Below are 21,757 nucleotides of genomic sequence, written 5' to 3' on the forward strand. Positions count from 1 at the left end.
GGCCGGTCGTGGCTCACTCCGCGGCGCGCGCCAGCAGGTCGGCGCGCGGGTCCTCGCCGGACGTCGCGATGCCGAACGCCTGCACGGCCTCCTTCGCGGCGGCGCTGAGCCGCTGCGGGACGACGACCTGCACGGTGACCAGCAGGTCGCCGGTGCCGCTCGCCGTGGTGACGCCGCGGCCCTTGACGCGCAGCGTCCGCCCCGACGGGGTGCCCGCCGGGATCTTCAGGCGGACCGTGCCGCCGTCGAGCGTCGGCACCGTCACGTCGGCGCCGAGCGCGGCCTCGTCGAACGCGACCGGCAGCGTGACCCGCAGGTTGGTGCCGTCGAGCCCGAAGACCGGGTGCGGCGTGACCCGCACGGTGACCTCGAGGTCACCGGCCGGGGCGCCGTGCTCGCCGGGTCGGCCCTTGCCGCGCAGCCGGATCTTCTGGCCGTCGCGGACGCCCGCGGGGATGCGGGCCTTGACGGTCCGCCCCTCGACGCCCAGGGCCACGGTCGACCCCTCGACGGCCTGCCGGAACGGCAGCGTGGTCACGGCCGACAGGTCCGCGCCGCGCCGCCCGCCGCGGGTCTGGCCGCCGAAGCCGCCGCCCCCGCCGAACAGGCCGCCCAGCAGGTCCTCGAACCCGCCACCGCCGGCACCTCCGCCGCCGCCCTGCGGGAACCGCACGCGGCTGCCCCCGCCGCCGGCGCCGGTGAACACGCCGCCGAACAGGTCCTCGAAGCCGCCGTTCGCGCCGCCGCCCCCGCCCGCGCCGCCGGTCCCGGCGCGGAACCGCGCCCCGCCGGCCATCGCGCGCAGCTGGTCGTACTGCTGGCGCTGCTCGGGGTCGGACAGCACGGCGTACGCCTCGCCGACCTCCTTGAACTTGGCCTCCGCGACCGCGTCCCCGGGGTTGTGGTCCGGGTGCATGGTGCGGGCGAGCTTGCGGTACGCCTTCTTGATCGCGGCGGCGTCGGCGTCCTTGGGGACGCCGAGCACGGCGTAGAAGTCCTTCTCCAGCCAGTCCTGACCGCTCACTGCGCCTCCCTCCGTGTGGGTCGGTGGTCCCCGGTCCGCCGGCGCGCGGCCGCGGACCGGGCGGACCCGCCGGGCACGTGCGCCCGGCGGGTCCTCATCCTGCTCGTCACGCCTCCGGGTCGACGACCGCGACGCGCGCCGGCCGGACGATGCGGTCGCCCAGCCGGTAGCCCGGCTGGAGGACCTGCTGCACCGTCGGCTCGGTCACGTCGGCCGAGTGCCCGTGCATGAGCGCCTCGTGCACCTGCGGGTCGAACGCCTCGCCGGGCGCCCCGTACCGCTCGATGCCGAACCGGCCGACGGTCGCCTCGAGCTTCTCGGCGATCGAGGCGAACGGCCCGACCAGGTCGCCGTGCTGGCGGGCGAGCTCGATGTCGTCGAGCACCCCGATCAGCGCCTCGGCGACCGCGGCCACGCCCTGGTCGCGGGCGTTCAGGGCCTCGGCCTTGGACCGCTTCACGTAGGCCGAGTACTGCTGCTCGAGGTTGTAGTAGTCGGCGTTGCGCCGCTGCAGCTCGTCGAGCCGCTCGGCCGCCAGCTGCTGCGCCTCGGCCAGGCCCTCGCCGGCGATGGCCTGCTCGGCGGCGGACGCCGCCTGCTCGGCCTCGGCGAGGACCTGCTCCTCGGGCGTCGGCTCGCGCAACTCGCCCGTCTCCGGGTCGATGCGGCGCTTGTCGGTCACGCGCGGGGCCTCCTCCTCGGGATCACGCCCCTGCGGGTTCGGCTGGTCGGTCACTTCTTGTCACCCTCGTCGTCGACGATCTCGGCGTCCACCACGTCGTCGTCGGACGACGCGGCGGGCTGCTCCGCGGCGGGCTGCTCACCGGCGGGGGCGTCCTGGTTCTGGGAGTACAGCGCCTCGCCGATCTTCTGGCTGGCGGCGACCAGGGCGGTCTGCTTGGCGGTGACCTCGGCCAGGTCCTCGCCCTCCAGCGCCTTCTTCAGGTCGTCGACCGCGCCGCGGACCTCGGACTTGACGTCGTCGGACAGCTTGTCGTCGTTGTCGGTGAGCAGCTTCTCCGTGGAGTAGACGAGCTGCTCGGCGGAGTTGCGGGTCTCCGCCTCCTCGCGACGCTGCTTGTCCTCGGCGGCGTGCGCCTCGGCCTCCTTGACCATGCGGTCGATCTCGTCCTTCGGCAGGCCGGAGCCGCCAGAGATCGTCATCGACTGCTCCTTGCCGGTGCCGCGGTCCTTGGCGGACACGTGCACGATGCCGTTCGCGTCGATGTCGAAGGTGACCTCGACCTGCGGGACGCCGCGCGGGGCCGGCGCGATGCCGGTCAGCTCGAACGTGCCCAGCGGCTTGTTGTCCCGCGCGAACTCGCGCTCGCCCTGGAACACCTGGATCAGCACGGACGGCTGGTTGTCCTCGGCGGTCGAGAAGATCTCGCTGCGCTTGGTCGGGATGGCCGTGTTGCGCTCGATGAGCTTGGTCATCACGCCACCCTTGGTCTCGATGCCCAGGGACAGCGGGGTCACGTCGATCAGCAGGACGTCCTTGCGGTCGCCCTTGATGACACCGGCCTGCAGGGCGGCGCCGACGGCGACGACCTCGTCCGGGTTGACGCCCTTGTTGGGCTCGCGACCGCCGGTGAGCTCGCGCACCACGTCGGTGACGGCGGGCATGCGGGTCGAGCCGCCCACGAGGACGATGTGGTCGATGTCGGCGACCTTGATGCCGGCGTCGCGGATGACGGCCTGGAACGGCGCCTTCGTACGCTCGAGCAGGTCCTTGGTCATCTCCTGGAACTGCGCCCGGGTGAGCTTCTCGTCCAGGTGGATGGGGCCGTTCTCGCTCATCGACAGGTACTGCAGGCTGATGTTGGTGCTGGTCGCGGACGACAGCTCCTTCTTGGCCTGCTCCGCCGCCTCGCGCAGCCGCTGGAGGGCGATCTTGTCCTTCGACAGGTCGACGCCGGTGCTGTTCTTCACCTGGCCGACGAGCCACTGCACGATCCGGTTGTCCCAGTCGTCGCCGCCGAGGCGGTTGTCGCCGGAGGTCGCGCGGACCTCGATGGTGGAGAAGTCGTCGTCCTTGCCCACCTCGAGCAGGGAGACGTCGAACGTGCCGCCGCCGAGGTCGAAGACGAGGATGAGCTCGTCCTCCTTGCCCTTCTCGAGGCCGTAGGCCAGGGCCGCAGCGGTGGGCTCGTTGACGATGCGCAGGACGTTGAGGCCGGCGATCTGGCCGGCGTCCTTGGTCGCCTGGCGCTCGGCGTCGTTGAAGTACGCCGGGACGGTGATGACCGCGTCCGTGACGGGCTCGCCCAGGTACTCCTCGGCGTCGCGCTTGAGCTTGCCGAGCACGCGGGCGGAGATCTCCTGCGCCGTGTACTTCTTGTCGTCGATCTCGGTCGTCCAGTCGGTGCCGACGTGGCGCTTGACCGAGGCGATGGTGCGGTCGACGTTGGTGACGGCCTGGCGCTTGGCGACCTCGCCGACCAGGACCTCACCGGTCTTGGAGAACGCGACGACCGAGGGGGTCGTGCGCGCGCCCTCGGCGTTGGCGATGACGGTGGGCTCCCCGCCCTCGAGGACGGCGACCACCGAGTTGGTGGTGCCCAGGTCGATGCCGACTGCTCGTGCCATGTGAGTGCCTCTTCCTTCGTCGTGCGGTGTCCGTGGGGCGTCCGTGGCCGTGGTGGCCGGGGCGCCTTGAGCCTGCTGCGCTCAAGTCTGCGACGCGGTCGCCGTGCTGGCAACTCCGCGGGGGCGAACTTGAGTCCACCACGCTCAACCCTGGGTGGCCGCCAGTTGTTCCCGGGCGACGCGCGGCGGCCGGTCGTGCCAGCCCGCGTCGCAAGCGGCGCAGCGCCAATCGATCGGCACACTCGCACGAAGGCGCGCCTGGCGGTACTGGACTAAAGTCCGCCGACGAATCGTGACAATCCCTCCAAGTACTTATCGCCCAGCCCGACTCCCAGGAGTTCACCTATCACGAATCGGAACCGGTTCTCTTGCTGCAACCGGTGCCCGGTGAGCACGACACCCGTTCGACTCTCGAAGCCTTCAGGGTTCGAAACCCAATCCAAATATAGCTCGACTATTTCATATGCCCCGATGTGCGATCCGAGCAGCGCCGCGTCGATCCCATCCGCTGCTCTTTGAACGGTCGCCATGAGCTTCATGAGTCGCGCGTCCGACACCGTCGCGCCCGGGAGCAGTTCCGGCCGCCTGACACCCAATAGTTGATCGAGGATGGACGCCTGTGGATCACGACCCCCCCGCGCGCCGCCATTGAACCCATCGTCGACTCCAAGAGAGTGCGCTACCTGGTTCCTAGTGCGGCGCAGGAACTCGAGGTCGCTCAGCGCGGACCTCAAGCCGTCAGGTGGAGTTCCAAAATATGACGCGTAGCATGCCAGCCTGCTGTTCCAGTCGCCAACGACAAGTCCACTTACTTCCCGAGGAGGAAACACAATGCCCCTCTTGATCAACTGGGCTCCGTCGATTAATTTCGGGAAACCCTCTTGGAGCAGTGGATCGGAATCCATCGCGACCCTCGCAATGTCAGAAAGAAAGCGCTCGAAAGAGGAAGTTATCATCACGAGGGTCAGCAGGCGGCGCCACCGACTAGCGGTTTTCGCCATTTCGCTGAGTCGTGCAACGTCATGACCCAGCCGGCGCTCAAACAGCGCAGGGAGTGAAAGGTGGCTCATTGGGTCGTCCGTCGGCTGAGCACCCTTAAGTGCATCATTAAGTCCGCCTTCAGATAGGCGTCCGACCCAAAAGTACGCATTAACCGTAGACATGTCGACCCGGAAACGCCTGGCGGCCAAAGACCGCCCAAACCGGCTCACGCCCCTGTCGAAGCTCTCGCCATTCGCCATCAGGCAACCCTTCTTCCGATTTCATCGCGGCTCAAACCAGCGCCGCGGCGTCGACGAGCACCTCAACGACGGCGCGACACGGTTCGCGCGGGCTCTTGCCTACGTGCGATTGACCCCCATCAAACTCTTCCGACGGCGCTTCCGCTGCCTTGAGCCCGCTGCATGCCACACGCGAGGCCCCTCGACGACGACAAGCAGCACGCTAGCGTGTCGTCAGCCGCAGAGTCTGCTACTTCAATCGGTTCTTTCAACTGGCGCTCGCCATGAGCGCAGTTCTACTAGCCAGGTTCTGCTGGACACCGCGGCGTGAAGCGCGGCCTATCGGCGGTGACGGGTTCTCTGCCCATTCGATGCCAATCGGTCGTTGCCCGACGCCGCCAGCGTCATGCGGCCAACGTCAGCCCGCCCGTTCTTCTGCAGTCGTCAGAGAGCAGATCGCGCGACTGTCGCGCTCCGTGATGTAGTAACCCAGTTCGTTCGCGCCGGCTGCAAACACGAAGCCCGCCTCGTGATCGAGCAATCGGTGACCGAAATCGAGCGCCTAATAGGGGCGGCGCACGCCGGGTGCGCCGGGTGCGCCGGGTGCGCCGGGTGCGCCAGACTGAGGCCGATTTTGGTCACCAGCACGGTTCTGCCGTCACAGTGCTGCCCAACCTGGGCCGGCCGCTCGCCCTGGCTCAGCCCCCGGAGGCCGCCTGGCTCCGCAGCCCCGCGATCAGCAGGTCGAGCCCGGCCCGGAACTGCTCGTCGTCCTTGTGCGCGGCGAACTCCTCGGCGACGTGGTGCAGGAACGGGAACGCGTCCTCGTCGAGCGCGCGCAGGTCGCCGCGGAGCTCGGCGACGAACTCCTCGCGGTCGACCCGGCCGTCGCGGACCTCCGGCGGCGGGTCCTGGCCCCGGTCGGCCGCCACGCCGATCACGTACGCCATCACGGCGGCGACCCCGTCGAGCCGCTGCCGGGGGGTCAGGTCGAGGCGCATGAGCTGCTGGCCCATCCGGTCGTACAGGGTGAGCCCGTTCACCTGGGTGCCGGAGTCCTGGAGGAAGTAGGCGCCGAGCCACGGCCGGTGCACGGTGGCCTCGTAGAAGGCGATCGCCAGCTCGCGCAGGTCGTCGAGCGGGTCGGCGCCCGCGCCGAGGTGGGCCGTCCGGGCGACGACGTCGGCCAGCACGTGGTCCGCCGCGCGCTCGAGCAGCTCGTCCTTGCTGGACACGTACCAGTAGATGCTGCCGACCCCGCCGCCGAGCCGCCCGGCCAGCGCGCGGAACGTGAGTCCGGGCTCGCCGGCCTCGTCGAGCAGGGCGACGGCCTCGGCCACCACGGCGTCCATCGAGTGCGAGGCGCGGCGCCGGCCACCGGCGGCGCGTGCACCCCCGCGACGCCGGGCCGGCTCCCCCGGCTCCCGGGGGCTGCTCCGGCCACGACCTCGTCCTCACGCATGGCAGCACTGTACCGAACACCGTTCGAGGGTGTAGAACACTGTTCGGTAACCGAACGCCGTTCGATTGGACTCCGTCATGTCAGCTCTCACCGCACCCGCGACCCCGCGGGCCTACCCGTCCCTGCGCGCCGCGTGGATCCCGATGGCCGCGCTCTGCCTCGCCTTCTTCGTCGAGATGGTCGACAACACCCTGCTCACGATCGCCCTGCCGACCATCGGCCGGGACCTCGGCGCCGGCACCACCGCGCTGCAGTGGGTCACCGGCGCGTACTCGCTCACGTTCGGCGGCCTGCTGCTGACCGCCGGCTCGGCCGCCGACCGGATCGGCCGGCGCCGCGTCCTGCTCTGGGGCCTCGCCGCGTTCGGGCTGATCAGCCTGCTGGCCGCGGCGGTCGGCACGTCCGGCGAGCTCATCGCCCTGCGCGCCGCGCTCGGCGTCGCCGCGGCCGCGATGGCCCCGATCACCAACTCGCTGGTGTTCCGGCTGTTCGACTCCCAGGAGCTGAGGACGCGGGCGATGACCGTGATGATCGTCGTCGGCATGAGCGGGTTCGTCCTCGGGCCGCTGCTCGGCGGCACGGCCCTCGCGCACGTCGGCTGGCAGTGGCTGCTCCTGGTCAACGCCCCGGTCGCGCTGGTCGCGTGGCTCGGCGTCCGCAAGGGCGTCGCGGCGGACGACCCCGCCGGACTCACGCAGGACCGGCTCGACCTGCCCGGGTCGCTGCTGAGCATCGCCGCGATCGGCCTGGCCTGCCTCACCGCGACCAGCGGCGTCGAGCACGGCTGGACGTCGCCGTGGACCTGGGCCTCCGGCGCGGGCGCGGTGCTCGCGCTGGTCGGGTTCCTGCGGCACGAGCGCCGCACCGCCCAGCCGATGCTGGACCTCACCCTGTTCCGCGACGGCATCGTCCGCGGCGCGGCCGTCGCCCAGGTCGGCACGGCGATCGCGATGGCCGGCGTGATGTTCAGCCTGATCCTGCACTTCCAGTACGCGTACGGGTGGAGCCCGGTGCGCGCGGGCCTCGCCAACCTGCCGCTCATCGCGACGATGGTGCTGGCCGCACCGCTCTCCGAGCGCCTCGCGCGGCGCTGCGGCCACCGGGTCGCCTGCCTGGTCGGTGCCGTGTTCCTCGCCGGGTCGCTCGGCGGCCTCGCCTGGGGCGTCGAGCACGGCTACCCCGCGATCGCCGCCCTGATGGTCACGTTCACGTTCGGCCTGCGCACCGTCATGACGATCTGCGCCGTCGCCCTGGTGTCCGCGATGCCGGAGAACCGGACGTCGCTGGGCGCCGCGCTGAACGACACCGCGCAGGAGGTCGGCAGCAGCGTCGGGACCGCCGTGGTCGGCACGCTGATCGCCGTCCTGGTCACGACCGTGCTGCCCGACGGGACCTGGACCGGCGACCTGGTGGCGTCGTTCTTCCACGGCGAGCGGGTCGTGCTCACGACGCTGGCCGTCGTCGTCGGGCTCCTGGTAGGCGTGGGCGCCCTGTCGCTCAGCAGCTCGCGTGCCGTCGACGAGCACCAGTGACGATCGACGGTCGATGGTTTACTATCGTTTTTCGATAGACGCCGACGAAGGGCTGCCCCATGAACCGCTGGACCGTCCTCGCGCTGCGGGCGCTCATCGTGCTGCTGGCGGCGGGCCTCGTCACCGTCCAGGTGATGGTCGTGCCCGCGATGGTGCGCGACCTCGCCGCCGAGCCCGACGCGGCGCACCTGCGCTGGCCCCTCGGGCTGATCGCCCTGCTCGGCGCCGGCACCGTCGAGGTCGCCCTCGTCGGCGTCTGGCAGCTGCTGACGATGGCCCGCCGCGACACCGTGTTCTCCCGCGCGGCGTTCCGCTGGGTCGACGTCGTCATCGGCGCGGCCGTCGCCGCGTGGCTGCTCGCGATCGTGCTCGCGTTCGTGCTCGCACCCGGGGAGGCCGTCGCGCCGGGCCTGGTGCTGCTGGTCGTCCTCGGGGGCGTCGGCGCGGCCGGGATCGCCCTGCTCGTCCTCGTGCTGCGGACCCTGCTGGCGAAGGCCACGACGCTGCGCACCGAGCTCGACGAGGTCATCTGATGCCGATCGTCGTCGACATCGACGTGATGCTCGCGCGCCGCAAGATGACCGTCGGCGAGCTGGCCGAGCGCGTCGGCATCACACCCGCCAACCTCGCGGTGCTCAAGAACGGGCGGGCGCGGGCCGTGCGGTTCAGCACGCTCGACGCGCTCTGCGAGGTGCTGGAGTGCCAGCCCGGGGACCTGCTGCGGCACGAGACCGACTGAGGTCCCCGGGCCGACCCGCCGCGGGGTCAGACCAGGTCGACGCGGTCGGCCTGCGGCCCGCGGTCGCTCTGCCGCACCTGGAACCGGACGCGGTCGCCCTCCTCGAGGACCTCGCCGTCCCGGACGACCGAGACGTGCACGAACAGGTCCGGGCCGCCGTCGTCGGGCGAGATGAAGCCGAAGCCGCGGTCCGCGTCGTACCGCGCGACCGTGCCCTCGCCGCCGCGCGCCGAGCCGCGGCCGCCACCCTGCTGCCGACCTCCGCCGAACCCGCCCTGACCGCCGCGCCCGCCGTGGCCGCCGCGCGACGGACCCGACGGGCCCCGACGCTGCTGGCCGCCCACGATCCGCACGTCCTGCGCCTGCGGGCCGCGCTCGCCGTCCGCGACGCGGTAGCTCACGCGGTCGCCCTCGACGAGCTCGGTGGCGCCGCCGACCAGCGACCGCGCGTGCGCGAACAGGTCCTCGCCGCCGTCGTCGGGCGTGACGAACCCGAAGCCCTTCGCGACGTCGAAGAACACCACGGTGCCGTCGGCGCCGTCGGACGTCGCCTGCCGGCCCGCCTGCGGCCCGAGCGGCAGCAGGTGGTCCGCCTGCGGCCCCTTCTCCCCGTCGACCACGAGGAACGCGACGCGCTGCCCCTCGGTGACGACACCGCCCCCGACGATCGCCGAGCTGTGCACGAAGATCTCGCCGCCGCCGTCGACCGTCGCGAAGCCGTAGCCCTTGGTCGACTCGTACCAGGCGACCGTGCCCAGCACGCCGAGGGTGCTCGCGGGGGCCTCGGCGGTGACCCGCACGCGCCGCGCCTGCGGGCCGCGGTCGCCCTCGCCGACCTCGAACTCGACCTCCTGGCCCTCGCGGAGGGCGCGCGTCCCGTCGCCGTCGACGATCTCGGACGCGTGGACGAACAGGTCCTCGGCGTCGTCACCGAGGGCGAGGAAGCCGAAGCCTCGTTCGGCGTCGAACCAGCGGACGGTTCCCTGGGGCACTTCGGACTCCTCGTGACGACAGCAGATGCTCCCCCCAGTGTCCCCCCTGCGGGCGCAGCGGTGTGACCGGCCGCACCGCGGGCCCTGCGCGCCGCACGCGTACGATTCTCCGGGCCCGCGCGACCGCGGCAGCTCTCCCCACCCAGGACGGACGGCGCATGAGCGCGCAGACCACCGAGCCGGCACCGCAGACCGGCGACACCCCCGCCGAGCAGCCCGGCATCGACCCCGAGGACTTCGCGACGTTCCTGCGCGTCGTCGACCAGGTCGCCGCGCTGCCCAAGGAGCACCCGCAGCACTCCGCGGCCCGGCGGGCGTCGTCCTGGCTCTACAAGGCCGCGAAGAAGCACCGCCGCGGCGAGCGGCACCGCGCGATCTCCGCGGCCGACGCCGCCGTCGTCGCCGCGACCGCCACCGGGAGCCCCGGGCGCATCGACGACGAGACCGCCGGCCTCGCGCTGACCTCGGCCGCGACCAGCGCCGTCGCGGGGACGCTGCTGCGCCCGCGGCCCTGCTACGTCTGCAAGCAGGACTACACGGTCGTCGACGCCCACTACCACCAGCTCTGCCCCGACTGCGCGGCGCTGCACCACGCCAAGCGCGACGCCCGCACCGACCTCACCGGCCGGCGGGCGCTGCTGACCGGCGGCCGCGCGAAGATCGGCATGTACATCGCCCTGCGCCTGCTGCGGGACGGCGCGGACCTGACCATCACCACCCGGTTCCCGAAGGACGCCGTCCGCCGGTTCAGCGCGATGCCGGACGCCGCGGACTGGCTGCACCGGCTGCACGTCGTCGGCATCGACCTGCGCGACCCGGCCCAGGTCGTCTCCCTCGCCGACCACGTCGCCGCGCAGGGTCCGCTGGACGTCCTCATCAACAACGCCGCCCAGACCGTGCGCCGGCTGCCCGGGGCGTACTCGCGGATCACCGAGGCCGAGCAGGCCCCGCTGTCCGGCGAGGGCGCCCGGATGATCACCACGTTCGGGCACACCAGCGACGCCCACCCGCGCGCGCTCGCCGGGTCCGTGAGCGAGCTGACCAGCCCGGCGCTGGCGATCGAGCGCGCGGCCCGCGCCGCCGCCGAGGAGCTCGCCGCCCAGTCGCTGACCGCCGAGGCCGCCAGCCTGGAGCGCCTGGTCGCCGGGACGTCGATCGACGCCGGCGGCCTGGTCCCCGACGTCGCCGAGACGAACAGCTGGGTCGCGACCGTGGACGCCGTCGACCCGATGGAGCTGCTCGAGGTGCAGCTGTGCAACCAGACGGCGCCGTTCATCCTGGTCAGCCGCCTGCGCCCCGCCCTCGCGGCGTCGCCCGCCCGCCGGACGTACATCGTCAACGTGTCCGCGATGGAGGGCGTGTTCTCGCGCGGCTACAAGGGCCCCGGGCACCCGCACACCAACATGAGCAAGGCCGCGCTCAACATGCTGACCCGCACGAGCGCCGCGGAGATGCTGGCCGACGGCATCCTCATGACCGCCGTGGACACGGGCTGGATCACCGACGAGCGGCCGCACCACACCAAGGTCCGGCTCGCGGAGGAGGGGTTCCACGCGCCGCTCGACCTGGTCGACGGGGCCGCGCGGGTGTACGACCCGATCGTCCGCGGCGAGGCGGGCGAGGACCTGTACGGCTGCTTCCTCAAGGACTACGCCCGCTCGCAGTGGTGACCGGCACGGCGGTGACCGGCGCCGTGGTGACCGGTGCGGTGGTGACCGGCACGGCGGTGACCGGCGCGGTGGTCACGCCGCGGACATCGCCGGCGCGAACGGCAGCAGCTCCTCGGCCCCGTCGGCGATGACCAGGCACGAGCTCTCGGGCACCTCGAGCCACGCCCCGCGCAGGCCGCCGAGCGGCTCGGACACCACCAGCCGCGTGTCGTCGGCGAGCCCGTGCAGCACCGGGTTGTCCGGGTACTGCGCGCGCAGGACGGCGACGTCGCGGTTGCGGAACAGCGACCGCGACCGGCCCTCGGAGGAGTACCGGAACGTCCACAGCCGCTGCCCGTCGGTCGTCGCGACCGTGCCCTGCACCGGGTAGTGGACGCCGTGCCGGGCGGCGACCTCCTCGACCAGCCCCACCGCGGCCGCGACCGCCGCGGGCGGGTCGTCCGTCAGGCCCGCGCTCAGCGCCAGGTAGAACAGCGTCTCCGAGTCCGTCGACCCCTCGATCAGCGGGTACAGCGACGGGTCGACCGCGAGCTGCAGGTCCCGCTTCAGCGCGCTGAACCCGTCGATCATCCCGTTGTGCATCCACAGCCACTGGCCGTGGCGGAACGGGTGGCAGTTCGTCCGCTGCACCGGGGACCCGGTCGTCGCACGCACGTGGGCGAACAGCACGCCCGACCGGATGTGCTGGGCGAGCTCGCGGAGGTTCTGGTCGCTCCACGCCGGCTCGACGCTCCGGAACAGGCCGGGGATCGGCGAGTGCTCGTCGTACCACCCGACACCGAACCCGTCGCCGTTCATCGGCTCGGAGCCCAGGAGGCTCTGCCTGCTCTGCATGACCAGGGAGTGCTCGGGCTTGTACAGCAGCTCGTCCAGCGTCACGGGTGAGCCTGTGTAGGCGATCCACCGGCACATGTCGACCTCCTCGTCGGGGTGGGCCTCCACTGTCCCGCCGGGCCTCGCAGCGCTAGGCGTCCGCCTCGAACCGGGACGGCACCAGGTCGGCGAGCAGCGTCCGGTGCGCCCACCGCACCCACGCCAGCCCGCTCCACCCGCCGCGGCGCACCAGGGCGTTCCAGGTCTCGGGGCCGAGCACCAGGGTCACGAGGTCGACCGCCTGGTCGGCGTCGAGCCCGGACCGCAGCACGCCGTCCCGGTCGCAGGCGTCGACCAGCACCCGGTGCACCGCGCGGCGGCGGGTCTCGTCGCGGTCCCACGCGGCGGCGAGCACCGGCTCGCCCGCGGCGCCGAGCCGGACGAGGTCGAGCACCGGGCCCGCGCGGCCTATCAGCTCGGCGGCCCCGCGGACGTGCAGGAACAGGCGGCGGACCGGGTCGGGCTCGGCGGCGACGGCGCGGACCCAGGGCTGGTCGGTGAGGTCCGGGGCCGCGTCCCGGCGGTCGGCGCCGTCGACGGCGCGGTCGAGGCAGCCCACGAGCACGTCGGCCTTGGTGGGGTAGGAGTAGTAGACGGTCTGCACGCCGACCCCGGCCTCGCGGGCGATCGCGGTGATCGCGGTCCCGGAGACCCCCTGCGCGACGAACAGCCCGGTGGCGGCGTCGGCGATCCGCCCCCGCGAGGCGGCAGCCCGCCGCGTCCGCCCGTCTGCGCTGCTCACGCCGGTAACCGTAGCAGCACTACCACTTCCTTCCGGTAGCGCCACTCCCACTTCCCCCGCCCTCGGGCCGCGCGGCCGACGAGTGGTCACGACACGCGGGCGTCGCGGGGTTCGGACCCGCGTGTCGTGACCACTCGTGCAGCGCGCGGGCGCAGTTGGGGGCGGGTTGTGGGAGTGGTGCTACGGAAATGGGAGAGGCTCAGGCGCCGGTGGCCAGGAGGGCCAGCAGGGCGAGGTTGAGGGCGACGACCAGGGCGACCACCACGACGAGGACCGCCTGCAGCCGGCGACCGTTGGCGTGCTCGCCCATCAGCGCCCGGTCCCGGTTGAGCCGCACCAGGGGGATCACCGCGAACGGGATGCCGAAGCTCAGCACCACCTGGCTCACCACGAGGGTCCACGTCGGGTCCGCGCCGACCGCGAGCAGCACCAGCGCGGGGACCAGCGTCACCGCGCGCCGGACCAGCAGCGGCACCCGGCGGTGCACCAGCCCCTCCATCACGGCCGCGCCCGCGTAGCAGCCGACCGACGTCGAGGCGAGCCCCGACGCGAGCAGCCCGACCGCGAACACCACGCCGATGCCGCCGCCGAGCGCCGACGAGATCGCCGCGTGCGCGCCCTCGATGGTGTCGGTGCCCTCGACCCCGCGCAGGTTCGCCGCGGCCAGCAGCAGCAGCCCGATGTTCACCGTCCCGGCGACGGTCAGCGCCGAGCCGACGTCCCAGCGGGTCGCCCGCAGCAGACCGCGCCGCTCCTCGGGCGCCGGTGTGCGGCCGAACCGGTCGCGGCTCAGCGCGGAGTGCACGTAGATCGCGTGCGGCATCACCGTCGCGCCCAGCATCGACGCGGCGAGCAGCACCGAGTCGGTGCCGGCGAACCGCGGCGCCAGGCCCGCGAGCATCCCCGCCGGGTCGGGCGGCCCCACGAGCAGCCCCGCGAGGAACCCGACGACGATGACCAGCAGAAGCGCCGCCACCAGCGCCTCGAACCGTCGCTGCCCGTACCGGTTCTGGGTGGCGAGCAGCAGCATGGAGACCACGCCGACGACCAGCCCGCCGGCGACCAGGGGCAGCCCGAACAGCAGGTGCAGCGCGATCGCCCCGCCGACGACCTCCGCGATGTCCGTGGCCGCGGCGACCACCTCGGCCTGGGCCCAGAACGCCAGCCGGGGCCCGCGTCGCAGCCGCTGCCCGAGCACCCCGGGCAGCGAGTCGCCGGTGACGATCCCGAGCTTGGCCGACTGGTACTGCACCAGCACGGCCATCACGTTCGCGGCGACCAGCACCCAGAGCAGCAGGTACCCGTACCGGGCGCCGGCGGTGAGGTTCGCCGCGACGTTCCCGGGGTCGACGTAGGCGATCGCCGCGACGAACGCCGGGCCCAGCAGGGGCAGGACGGGGCGGCGCACCCCCGCGCGCCGCTCGGTCTTCGTAGTCACCGCACCTCCAAGTTCGGATGTCCGAACTCAGTCTAGGCACACGGCCGCGCCCGAGCCCCTCCGCCGGCCGCGCGGGCTCAGGCGGCCGTGACCACCTCGCGCCGCCAGCGCCCGTCCTCCTGGCGGAACCCGACCCTCTCGAGGTAGTCCCCGGTGTCGCGGGCGTCCGGCGCGACGACCAGGGCCCGCAGCCCCGTGCCGTCGAACGCCCCGCTGCGGCGGTACACGAACTCACCCGGGGTGAAGTCGCGGAACCGCGGCGTCACGTAGTCGAGCTCGACCTCGCCGACCCCGTCGCCGGCGTCGCGGACGACGACGACGCCCACGGTCTCGTCGCCCCGGAGCACCAGGTAGGCCCACCGGCCGTCCGCCTCCGCCGCACCGCGGAACGACGGGTAGTACCGGGCGATGTCCTCGGCGTGCACGCCGACGACGTGCCGCAGGTAGTGGTCGGCCGCGCCGACGGGCACCACCTGGTAGACGTCCGCGTCGTGCCGCTCCCGGGTCAGACGCCACAGCCAGTAGACGTCGATCACCGCGATCACCGCGTTCATCACCGCGAACGGCCAGATCCCGACGACCGCGTTGTACCCGGCGGCGATCGCGGACCCCGCGAGGTTCATCCACCGGAACCGCAGCACCCGTGCCTGCATCAGCGACACGACGACGAGCGCGGACCCGACCCACCCGATGATCTCCAGCACTGGCATGGCGAGAAGGTACCGCCCGCCAGGCCCGGAGGTATCCGTAGCGACGCTCCGACAACCCGGGACCCGGCCCGAAATCGCTCGACCCGCACCCCGACCGCGCGCAGCATGGCCGGATGACCGCCGACCCGCGGACGGCACCCGTCCTGGTCCCGCTCCCGCTGCCCACCGACCTCGACGCCCCCGACGCGTGGCTGCTGCACGGCATGGTCGACGCCGTCAACGACGTGCTGCTCGACACCTGGGGCACCCGCGACGAGGCCCGGGTGGCCGGCGAGCAGCTCGCGGCGCTGCGCGACCAGGAGTACGTCACCAGGCTGCGGTTCGTCGCGCTCGACGCGCCGCCGGAGGCCGGGCCGCCGGACCCCGCACGGGTGCTGGGGCGCGCCGTCCTCGACCTGCCGCGGCAGGACAACACGCACACCGGCTCGGCCGGCGTCGAGGTCCGGCCCGCGCACCGGGGACGCGGCATCGGCGCGGCGCTGCACGACCTGGTGATCGCGACCGCCCGCGCGCACGGCCGCAGCACCCTGACCGCCTCGTCCGACCACGCCGCCGAGCCCGACGCCGGCCCCGGGACGCTCGCCCCGAGCACGGGCACCGGCCGGGTCCGCGCGGACGACCGGGGCGTCGCCTTCCTCGCCCACCGCGGCTGGACGCTGGAGCAGGTCGTCCGGCGGTCGGTGCTGGACCTGCCGGTCGACGCCCCGGTGCTGGCCGGCCACGCCGCGGCGGCCGCACGGGCCGCGGGACCGGACTACCGGGTGGTCCGGTGGGAGGCGCGCTGCCCCGACGAGCTCGTCGACCAGTTCGCCCACCTCCAGACCCGGATGAGCACCGACGCCCCGAAGGGCGGCCTCGACCTGCGCGAGGACGTCTGGGACGCCGCCCGGGTGCGCGCCGCCGAGCAGACCTACGTCGACCGGGGCATGCCCTACCGCGTCGCGGCGGCGCTGCACCAGCCGACCGGCGACCTCGTGGCGTACACGTCGCTGGTCAGCCGCCCGGACTCCGACGAGTTCGTGTTCCAGGACGACACGCTGGTCCTGCGCGAGCACCGCGGGCACCGGCTCGGGATGCTGGTGAAGACCGCCAACCTGGCCCGGCTCGCCGAGGTGCAGCCCGGCGCCCGGCGGATCGGGACCTGGAACGCCGAGGAGAACGCGCACATGCTCGCGATCAACGTCGCGCTCGGGTTCCGGCCGGCGGGCGGCTCCGGGGAGTGGCAGCTCCGGCTCGGCTGAGACGGCAGGGGCGCCGGCTCAGCCCCCGACGACCGCCACCGCGCCCTCGTCGGCGACCAGCCGCACCCGGTCCCCCGCCGCCGGGTCCGTGCCGCTCGCGGGCAGCGCGGCGGTGACACGCACGTCCTCGGGCTCGAGCACCGCCTCGACCTCCACGCGTCCGCGACGGGTGCGTCGACCGGCGACGACCGCGGACCGGACCGGCGCACCGTCCGGCACGGGCTCGTCCGCGGCGAGCACCCGCCAGCCGCCCGGCGCCACGGCGAGGGTGCCCGGGACCAGCTCGGCGTCGGGCCCGCCCGGCCCCGCGTCGCCCGGCCCCACGACCGGCCCCGCGCCCGGGCCCGCGCCCGGGCCCGCGAGGAACGTCCGGTACCCCAGGAACTCCGCCACGGCCCGGGTCGCCGGCCGCCGCCACAGCTCCTCGGGTGCCGCGACCTGCAGCAGCCGCCCACCGCCCATCACCGCGACGCGGTCGGCGACGGTGAACGCCTCGTCCTGGTCGTGGGTGACGAACAGGGCGGTGGTGCCGGTCGCCACCAGGACCTCGCGCAGGTCGTCCGCCAGCCGCTCGCGCAGGGACCGGTCCAGGGCGGACAGCGGCTCGTCGAGCAGCAGCAGCCGGGGTCGGGGCGCGAGCGACCGCGCGAGGGCGACCCGCTGCCGCTCGCCGCCGGACAGGGTCGCCACCGGGCGCCGGGCGTACCCGGGCAGTCCGACGAGGTCCAGCAGCTCCGCGACCCGGTCGGCCCGGGCACGGCGGTCGAGGTCGCGCAGCCCGTAGGCGACGTTCCCCGCGACGTCCCGGTGCGGGAACAGCTGGCCGTCCTGGAACACCAGCCCGAAGCCGCGGCGGTGCACCGGGACCGCCGCGACGTCGCCGCCGGCCCACCGGACCGAGCCGCCCGCGGGGGGTTCGAGCCCTGCGACGGCGCGCAGCAGCGAGGACTTGCCGCAGCCGGACGGGCCGAGCAGCGCCAGCACCTCGCCGGCGGGGACGTCGAGGGTCACGCCGTCGACGGCGACCACGCCCGCGGACCCGCGCCCGCCCGGGTAGCGCACGACGAGATCGCGCACCGCCAGCCCGGCCGCGCGGGCGTCGGGGTCGGAGGTCGCCCCGGCCGTCGTCGGGCTGGTCACCTGGTCCGTCACAGCTCTCCTCCCACCGGCCCGCGCAGCTGCTCCGCGAGCGCCATCACGCCCGCGGTCAGCAGCGCGAGCACCACGCCCGCCGCGAGCGCCATCCCGTAGTTGTCGGCGCCCGGCTGCCCGATCAGCCGGAACACCACGACCGGCAGCGTCGGCCGGTCGGGCCGGGACAGGAACGAGGTCGCCCCGAACTCCCCGAGCGAGACCGCGAACGCGAACCCCGTCGCGAGGCCCACCGACCGGGCGACCAGGGCGCCGTCCACGGTGGCGAGCACGCGGCCGGGCGCCGCACCGAGCGTGGCCGCGGCCTCGCGCAGCCGGGGGTCGATCGCCCGCAGCACCGGCAGCAGCGACCGGACGACGAGCGGCACCGCGACGACCGCCTGCGCGACCGGCACCAGCACGCCGGTGCTGCGCAGGTCGGTGGCGATGCCGAACGGGTGCCCGAGCGTGAGCAGCGCGCCGAACCCGACGGTCACCGCGGACACCCCGAGCGGCAGCATGAACACCCCGTCGAGCACGCCGACGGCCCGGCGCGCCCCGGGCCGTCGGGGCCGGCGCGAGACGACCAGCGCCACCAGGCCGCCGACCACGAGCGCCAGCAGCGTCGCGTCCACGGCGACCCGCAGCGAGTTGCCCAGCGCCTCCCACACGGTGACGGTCAGCGCGTTGCGCCCGCCCGTCGTGCCGAGCGCACGGTAGTGGTCGAGCCCCCAGCCGTCGCCGGTGCGCAGCGACCCGAGCAGCAGCGCGCCCAGCGGCAGCGCGATCAGCAGCAGCGTCACGGCGGTGACCGCGGCGGGAAGCGGGTGCGGCCGCCGGGTGCCCGGCTCGGACTCCCCGACCAGCTGCAGCGTCCGCTCGCGTCGCGCCCGGGCCCGACCGGCGACGGCCAGCGCCGCGACGACCACCACGACCTGGACCACGGACAGCACCGCGGCGGCACGCAGGTCGAGGAACTGCGTCGTCTGGATCCAGATCTCCGTCTCGACGGTCCCGAACCGCAGGCCGCCGAGCACCAGCACCGTGCCGAACGCGGTCGCGCAGAACAGGAAGACCAGCGACGCCGCCGACGTGATCGCCGGGGTCAGCGCGGGCAGCGTCACCGTCCAGAACGCGCGGGCGGGCGACGCGCCCAGCGACCGGGCGGCCTGCTCGGGCCGCGGGTCGAGCCGCTCCCACAGGCCGCCGACCGTGCGGACCACCACGGCGTAGTTGAAGAACACCAGCGCCGCGACGATCGCCGTGAACGTCCCGTCGAGGTGCAGGGACCCGAGCGGTCCGCCCTCGCGGAGCAGCGCCCGGAACGCGACGCCGACCACGACGGTCGGCAGCACGAACGGCACGGTCACGAACGCCCGCAGCACCCCGCGCCCGGGGAACCGGCACCGGTACAGCACGTACGCGCCGGGCACGCCCAGCAGCACGGACACCACCGTGCCGATCGCGCCCTGCGCCAGCGTGAGCCCGACGATCCGCCAGGTGCGCGGCCGCGCGAACACCTCGGCGAACCCGGACAGGTCCAGCGCCCCGTCGGCCACGAACCCGCGGCTCACGAGCGTCAGCACCGGCCAGGCGAAGAACACCCCGAGGAACACCAGGGGCACCGCGGCGGCCAGCGCCCACGCCGCCGCGCGGCCCCACGCCCACACCCGGTCGCCCGGGCGCGCGGGCGTCCCCGGCCGGGCGGTGCCGGTCGGGGACGCCTGCGCCCAGGTGCTCATCGTCGCGCCGTCAGCCGATCACGAGGTCGGTCCAGTCGCGGACCCACTCGTCGCGGTGCTCGGCGATGTCCGCCAGCGGCACCTCGATCGGCTGCTCGGCCTGCGGGGCCCACCGCGCCCACTCCTCCGGCAGGTCCACCGCGGAGCTCACCGGGTACATGTACATCGAGCCCGGGATGTCGGCCTGGACCTCGTCGGACAGCAGCCAGTCGAGCAGCTGCTGCGCGCCCTCGGGGTTCTGCGCGCCCGCGAGGACGCCCGCGTACTCGACCTGCCGGAAGCAGGTGCCGAGCAGCGCCCCGGTGGTCGGCTCGCCGCCGCCCTCGGGCACGGTCTCCGGCGGGGACGACGCGTAGGACAGGGCGATCGGCCGGGAGCCGCCGCCACCGCCGCCGGAGAAGTCGGTGTAGTACGCGTCGGACCAGCCCTCGGCGACCTTGAGGCCGTTCGCCGTCAGGTCGGTCCAGTACTGCTGCCAGCCGTCCTCGCCGAACGCGCCGACCGTCGCCAGCAGGAACGCCAGGCCCGGGCTGCTCGTCGCGGCGTTGGTGACCACCGTCAGGTCCCGGTACTGCGGCTGGGTGAGGTCCTCGAGCGTCGTCGGCTCGGGCACGCCCTGCGCGGTGAACCAGGCGTGGTCGACGTTCAGGCACACGTCGCCGACGTCGACCGCGGTCAGCGAGCCCGAGTCGTCCGGCGCGTACGCCGCGGCGTCGGCGGCGGCGGGGGCCGACGACGTGTACGGGGCGAGCACGCCCTCGTCGATCGCCCGCGACGCGAACGTCGTGTCGATGCCGTAGACGACGTCGCCCAGCGGGGCGTCCTTGGTGAGGATCAGCTGGTTGACCAGCGCGCCGCCGTCGCCGGGGGCGACCTGCTTGACGGTCAGGCCGGTGTCCGCCTCGAACTGCTCGAGCAGCCCGTCGCTCAGCGCGAACGAGTCGTGCGTGACCAGCGTGACGGTCCCGCCGCCGGCGCCGGTCGACGCGTCGTCGGACGCACCCCCGGCGACCGAGCAGCCCGTCAGGGCCAGGGCGGTGGCGGCCAGCGCGGCCGGGGCGGTGTGCCGGAGCGTCCGGCGGTGCGCGCGCGTGCGCGTCATGGTGGTTCCTCCTCGATGTGCACCGAGGGGGCCGCCCCGTCCCGGACGCGCACCCGCGCGCGAGCACGGGGCACGACGGCACGAGGTGGCTGAGAATCCCGACTCCCTCCGCCGGTGCTAACCGGATCAGGTTCGAGGGTCTGCGGTTCCGTCCGCACTCTCAGCGTCGGTCGGGTGCCACCTGCGGTGACGCCCGGGACGCTCCCCTGTCGTTCGGGGCCGAGGCTACACCCGGTCCGGCGGGCGTCCCGCACGGGCCCGGTGACCTGCGGCGCGGGGGCGGCGGCACTAGCGTGAGGGCAGCACCGGGCCCGGCAGCCGCCGCCCGGACGACGCACGAGCGCAGGAGGTCGCAGTGGCCGACGAAGAGACCCAGTCCACCATCGCCAAGGTCACCGGCCTGATCGTCGCGGGCGCCGTCGCGTGGCTCGCGACGAAGGCCGTCGACACCGCGTGGAAGGCCGCGTCCGGGCACAAGCCGCCGAAGCCCGAGGACGACGCCGACGACATCCGGATCGGGGAGGTCGTCGCCGCCGCGGCCATCACGTCCGCGGCCGTGACGATCGCCCGGGTGCTCGCGACCCGCGGGACGAAGAAGTTCGCGCAGCGCGTCGACACGAACCGCCGCCTGCCGCGCTGACGCGGTCGCGCAAGGCCCCCAGGTCCCCCCGTCGCGCCCGCGCGCGACGGTAGCCTGGGCCATGCCCTCTACCGACGAAACCCCAGGTCAGCGCCGTGCGACGGGTCGCTCCGTGTACACCGTCGACGACGTCCTCGCGCTCCTCGACCAGCTGTTCGAGGAGCGCGCCGACCGGTGGTCCGACCGCGGCGGCACGGACTTCTGGGACGCGTTCTACGCCGACCGCGGCCGCGGCGTGCCGTTCTTCCGCGACGCCCCCGACGAGAGCCTCGTCGCCTGGCACGCCGACGGCCGGCTGCCGCTCGACCCCGGGACCCGGGTGCTCGAGCTCGGCTGCGGGCCGGGCCGGAACGCCGTCTGGCTCGCGCAGCAGGGCTGCGTGGTCGACGCGCTCGACCTGTCCGCGACCGCGCTCGCCTGGGGCCGCGAGCGCGCCGACGCCGCCGGGGTCGCGGTGCGGTTCGTCCGGGCCGACGTGCTCGGCTGGCAGGGCGAGGCGCCCTACGACGTCGTCGTCGACTCCGGCTGCTTCCACCACCTGCCCCCGCACCGCCGGCTCTCGTACCGGTGGCTGCTGGAGCGCGTGCTCCGGCCGGGCGGGCACCTGGCGCTGACCTGCTTCACGACCGGGCACGCCGGTGGCGGCACGGAGGCGGACGACCTCGACCTGTACCGCACCGGCGGCCTCGGCGGTGGCCTCGCCTACGCCCCCGACGACCTGCGCCGGGCGTTCGACTGGCTGACCGAGGTGGAGCTGCGCCCGATGCGCCGGGTCCGGGACGCGACGACGTACGGCGAGGACCTGCTCCAGGTGGCGCTCCTGCGGCGGTGACGCCTCCCCCGAGGGCGCATGAGACACCGCGAGGGCGTACTCCGCGGAGTACGCCCTCGCGGTGTCGGATGCGCCCTC

At 73.9% G+C, this 21,757-nt stretch carries 20 protein-coding genes and 1 riboswitch; of the genes, 7 read left to right on the forward strand and 13 right to left on the reverse strand.

Annotated features, from left to right (window positions below; translation table 11 throughout):
* Positions 1 to 13: 13 nt before the first annotated feature.
* The 5 genes from AC1VL8_RS03865 to AC1VL8_RS03885 form a co-directional block, all read right to left on the reverse strand.
* Positions 14 to 1,024 (reverse strand): DnaJ C-terminal domain-containing protein, encoded by a 1,011-nt coding sequence (locus tag AC1VL8_RS03865; RefSeq protein WP_483074217.1) that lies wholly within the window; start codon positions 1,022 to 1,024, stop codon positions 14 to 16.
* A gap of 106 nt (positions 1,025 to 1,130) precedes the next feature.
* A complete protein-coding gene (locus tag AC1VL8_RS03870; RefSeq protein ID WP_389235653.1) occupies positions 1,131 to 1,760 on the reverse strand; it encodes a nucleotide exchange factor GrpE in 630 nt (209 codons plus the stop codon).
* Positions 1,757 to 3,613, reverse strand: coding sequence for a molecular chaperone DnaK (dnaK, locus tag AC1VL8_RS03875; RefSeq protein WP_483074218.1), 1,857 nt, complete (start codon positions 3,611 to 3,613; stop codon positions 1,757 to 1,759). Before dnaK ends, AC1VL8_RS03870 begins: the two co-directional genes overlap by 4 nt.
* A gap of 272 nt (positions 3,614 to 3,885) precedes the next feature.
* Positions 3,886 to 4,683: a hypothetical protein gene (locus tag AC1VL8_RS03880; RefSeq protein ID WP_483074219.1), complete on the reverse strand. Its 798-nt coding sequence runs from the start codon at positions 4,681 to 4,683 to the stop codon at positions 3,886 to 3,888.
* 848 nt (positions 4,684 to 5,531) lie between these two features.
* On the reverse strand, positions 5,532 to 6,173 hold the full coding sequence (locus tag AC1VL8_RS03885) for a TetR/AcrR family transcriptional regulator (protein ID WP_483074220.1): 642 nt from the start codon (positions 6,171 to 6,173) through the stop codon (positions 5,532 to 5,534).
* A gap of 199 nt (positions 6,174 to 6,372) precedes the next feature.
* Between AC1VL8_RS03885 and AC1VL8_RS03890 the strand changes: the two genes are divergently transcribed.
* From AC1VL8_RS03890 to AC1VL8_RS03900, 3 genes are read left to right on the forward strand one after another with little or no spacing between them, the layout of a single operon-like run.
* Positions 6,373 to 7,827: an MFS transporter gene (locus AC1VL8_RS03890; protein ID WP_483074221.1), complete on the forward strand. Its 1,455-nt coding sequence runs from the start codon at positions 6,373 to 6,375 to the stop codon at positions 7,825 to 7,827.
* Between the two features lie 59 nt (positions 7,828 to 7,886).
* Complete coding sequence (locus AC1VL8_RS03895) at positions 7,887 to 8,360, forward strand: DUF2975 domain-containing protein (protein WP_483074222.1); 474 nt, start codon at positions 7,887 to 7,889, stop codon at positions 8,358 to 8,360.
* On the forward strand, positions 8,360 to 8,566 hold the full coding sequence (locus AC1VL8_RS03900) for a helix-turn-helix domain-containing protein (RefSeq protein ID WP_483074223.1): 207 nt from the start codon (positions 8,360 to 8,362) through the stop codon (positions 8,564 to 8,566). Before AC1VL8_RS03895 ends, AC1VL8_RS03900 begins: the two co-directional genes overlap by 1 nt.
* A 26-nt stretch (positions 8,567 to 8,592) precedes the next feature.
* Here the strand turns inward: AC1VL8_RS03900 and AC1VL8_RS03905 are convergent, their stop codons facing one another.
* On the reverse strand, positions 8,593 to 9,558 hold the full coding sequence (locus AC1VL8_RS03905) for a cold-shock protein (protein WP_483074224.1): 966 nt from the start codon (positions 9,556 to 9,558) through the stop codon (positions 8,593 to 8,595).
* Between the two features lie 158 nt (positions 9,559 to 9,716).
* Here AC1VL8_RS03905 and AC1VL8_RS03910 point away from each other — a divergent pair, with 158 nt between their 5' ends.
* Complete coding sequence (locus tag AC1VL8_RS03910; RefSeq protein ID WP_483074225.1) at positions 9,717 to 11,228, forward strand: SDR family NAD(P)-dependent oxidoreductase; 1,512 nt, start codon at positions 9,717 to 9,719, stop codon at positions 11,226 to 11,228.
* Between the two features lie 72 nt (positions 11,229 to 11,300).
* On the opposite strand, the gene AC1VL8_RS03915 is transcribed toward AC1VL8_RS03910, so the two are convergent.
* The 4 genes from AC1VL8_RS03915 to AC1VL8_RS03930 form a co-directional block, all read right to left on the reverse strand.
* Positions 11,301 to 12,140: a class II glutamine amidotransferase gene (locus AC1VL8_RS03915; protein WP_483074226.1), complete on the reverse strand. Its 840-nt coding sequence runs from the start codon at positions 12,138 to 12,140 to the stop codon at positions 11,301 to 11,303.
* Between the two features lie 52 nt (positions 12,141 to 12,192).
* Positions 12,193 to 12,843 (reverse strand): TetR/AcrR family transcriptional regulator, encoded by a 651-nt coding sequence (locus AC1VL8_RS03920; RefSeq protein ID WP_483074227.1) that lies wholly within the window; start codon positions 12,841 to 12,843, stop codon positions 12,193 to 12,195.
* Between the two features lie 199 nt (positions 12,844 to 13,042).
* Positions 13,043 to 14,281, reverse strand: a complete 1,239-nt coding sequence (locus AC1VL8_RS03925) for an Nramp family divalent metal transporter (protein WP_483074228.1) — start codon at positions 14,279 to 14,281, stop codon at positions 13,043 to 13,045.
* A gap of 77 nt (positions 14,282 to 14,358) precedes the next feature.
* Positions 14,359 to 14,991 (reverse strand): hypothetical protein, encoded by a 633-nt coding sequence (locus tag AC1VL8_RS03930; RefSeq protein WP_389235689.1) that lies wholly within the window; start codon positions 14,989 to 14,991, stop codon positions 14,359 to 14,361.
* Between the two features lie 113 nt (positions 14,992 to 15,104).
* On the opposite strand from AC1VL8_RS03930, the gene AC1VL8_RS03935 reads away from it, so the two are divergent.
* Entirely contained in the window at positions 15,105 to 16,232 is a 1,128-nt protein-coding gene (locus AC1VL8_RS03935) for a GNAT family N-acetyltransferase (protein WP_389235692.1), read from the forward strand.
* Between the two features lie 18 nt (positions 16,233 to 16,250).
* On the opposite strand, the gene AC1VL8_RS03940 is transcribed toward AC1VL8_RS03935, so the two are convergent.
* From AC1VL8_RS03940 to AC1VL8_RS03950, 3 genes are read right to left on the reverse strand one after another with little or no spacing between them, the layout of a single operon-like run.
* Positions 16,251 to 17,384: an ABC transporter ATP-binding protein gene (locus AC1VL8_RS03940; RefSeq protein ID WP_483074229.1), complete on the reverse strand. Its 1,134-nt coding sequence runs from the start codon at positions 17,382 to 17,384 to the stop codon at positions 16,251 to 16,253.
* On the reverse strand, positions 17,381 to 19,105 hold the full coding sequence (locus AC1VL8_RS03945; protein ID WP_483074230.1) for an ABC transporter permease: 1,725 nt from the start codon (positions 19,103 to 19,105) through the stop codon (positions 17,381 to 17,383). Before AC1VL8_RS03945 ends, AC1VL8_RS03940 begins: the two co-directional genes overlap by 4 nt.
* 10 nt (positions 19,106 to 19,115) lie before the next feature.
* Entirely contained in the window at positions 19,116 to 20,207 is a 1,092-nt protein-coding gene (locus tag AC1VL8_RS03950) for a thiamine ABC transporter substrate-binding protein (RefSeq protein ID WP_483074231.1), read from the reverse strand.
* A gap of 86 nt (positions 20,208 to 20,293) precedes the next feature.
* Positions 20,294 to 20,425, reverse strand: a riboswitch (TPP riboswitch).
* A 137-nt stretch (positions 20,426 to 20,562) separates the two neighbouring features.
* On the opposite strand from AC1VL8_RS03950, the gene AC1VL8_RS03955 reads away from it, so the two are divergent.
* Positions 20,563 to 20,847: a DUF4235 domain-containing protein gene (locus tag AC1VL8_RS03955; protein WP_483074232.1), complete on the forward strand. Its 285-nt coding sequence runs from the start codon at positions 20,563 to 20,565 to the stop codon at positions 20,845 to 20,847.
* A gap of 112 nt (positions 20,848 to 20,959) precedes the next feature.
* Positions 20,960 to 21,679: an SAM-dependent methyltransferase gene (locus AC1VL8_RS03960; RefSeq protein WP_483074233.1), complete on the forward strand. Its 720-nt coding sequence runs from the start codon at positions 20,960 to 20,962 to the stop codon at positions 21,677 to 21,679.
* Positions 21,680 to 21,757: the final 78 nt, after the last annotated feature.

This window comes from Cellulomonas sp. KU4C, assembly GCF_056868065.1.

Coding starts and splice junctions, on each gene's coding strand:
- AC1VL8_RS03900 (WP_483074223.1), top strand. CDS start 8,360: ATGCCGATCGTCGTCGACATCGACGTGATGCTCGCGCGCCGCAAGATG.
- dnaK (WP_483074218.1), bottom strand. CDS start 3,613: ATGGCACGAGCAGTCGGCATCGACCTGGGCACCACCAACTCGGTGGTC.
- AC1VL8_RS03935 (WP_389235692.1), top strand. CDS start 15,105: ATGACCGCCGACCCGCGGACGGCACCCGTCCTGGTCCCGCTCCCGCTG.
- AC1VL8_RS03910 (WP_483074225.1), top strand. CDS start 9,717: ATGAGCGCGCAGACCACCGAGCCGGCACCGCAGACCGGCGACACCCCC.
- AC1VL8_RS03950 (WP_483074231.1), bottom strand. CDS start 20,207: ATGACGCGCACGCGCGCGCACCGCCGGACGCTCCGGCACACCGCCCCG.
- AC1VL8_RS03930 (WP_389235689.1), bottom strand. CDS start 14,991: ATGCCAGTGCTGGAGATCATCGGGTGGGTCGGGTCCGCGCTCGTCGTC.
- AC1VL8_RS03895 (WP_483074222.1), top strand. CDS start 7,887: ATGAACCGCTGGACCGTCCTCGCGCTGCGGGCGCTCATCGTGCTGCTG.
- AC1VL8_RS03880 (WP_483074219.1), bottom strand. CDS start 4,683: ATGAGCCACCTTTCACTCCCTGCGCTGTTTGAGCGCCGGCTGGGTCAT.
- AC1VL8_RS03890 (WP_483074221.1), top strand. CDS start 6,373: ATGTCAGCTCTCACCGCACCCGCGACCCCGCGGGCCTACCCGTCCCTG.
- AC1VL8_RS03915 (WP_483074226.1), bottom strand. CDS start 12,140: ATGTGCCGGTGGATCGCCTACACAGGCTCACCCGTGACGCTGGACGAG.
- AC1VL8_RS03945 (WP_483074230.1), bottom strand. CDS start 19,105: ATGAGCACCTGGGCGCAGGCGTCCCCGACCGGCACCGCCCGGCCGGGG.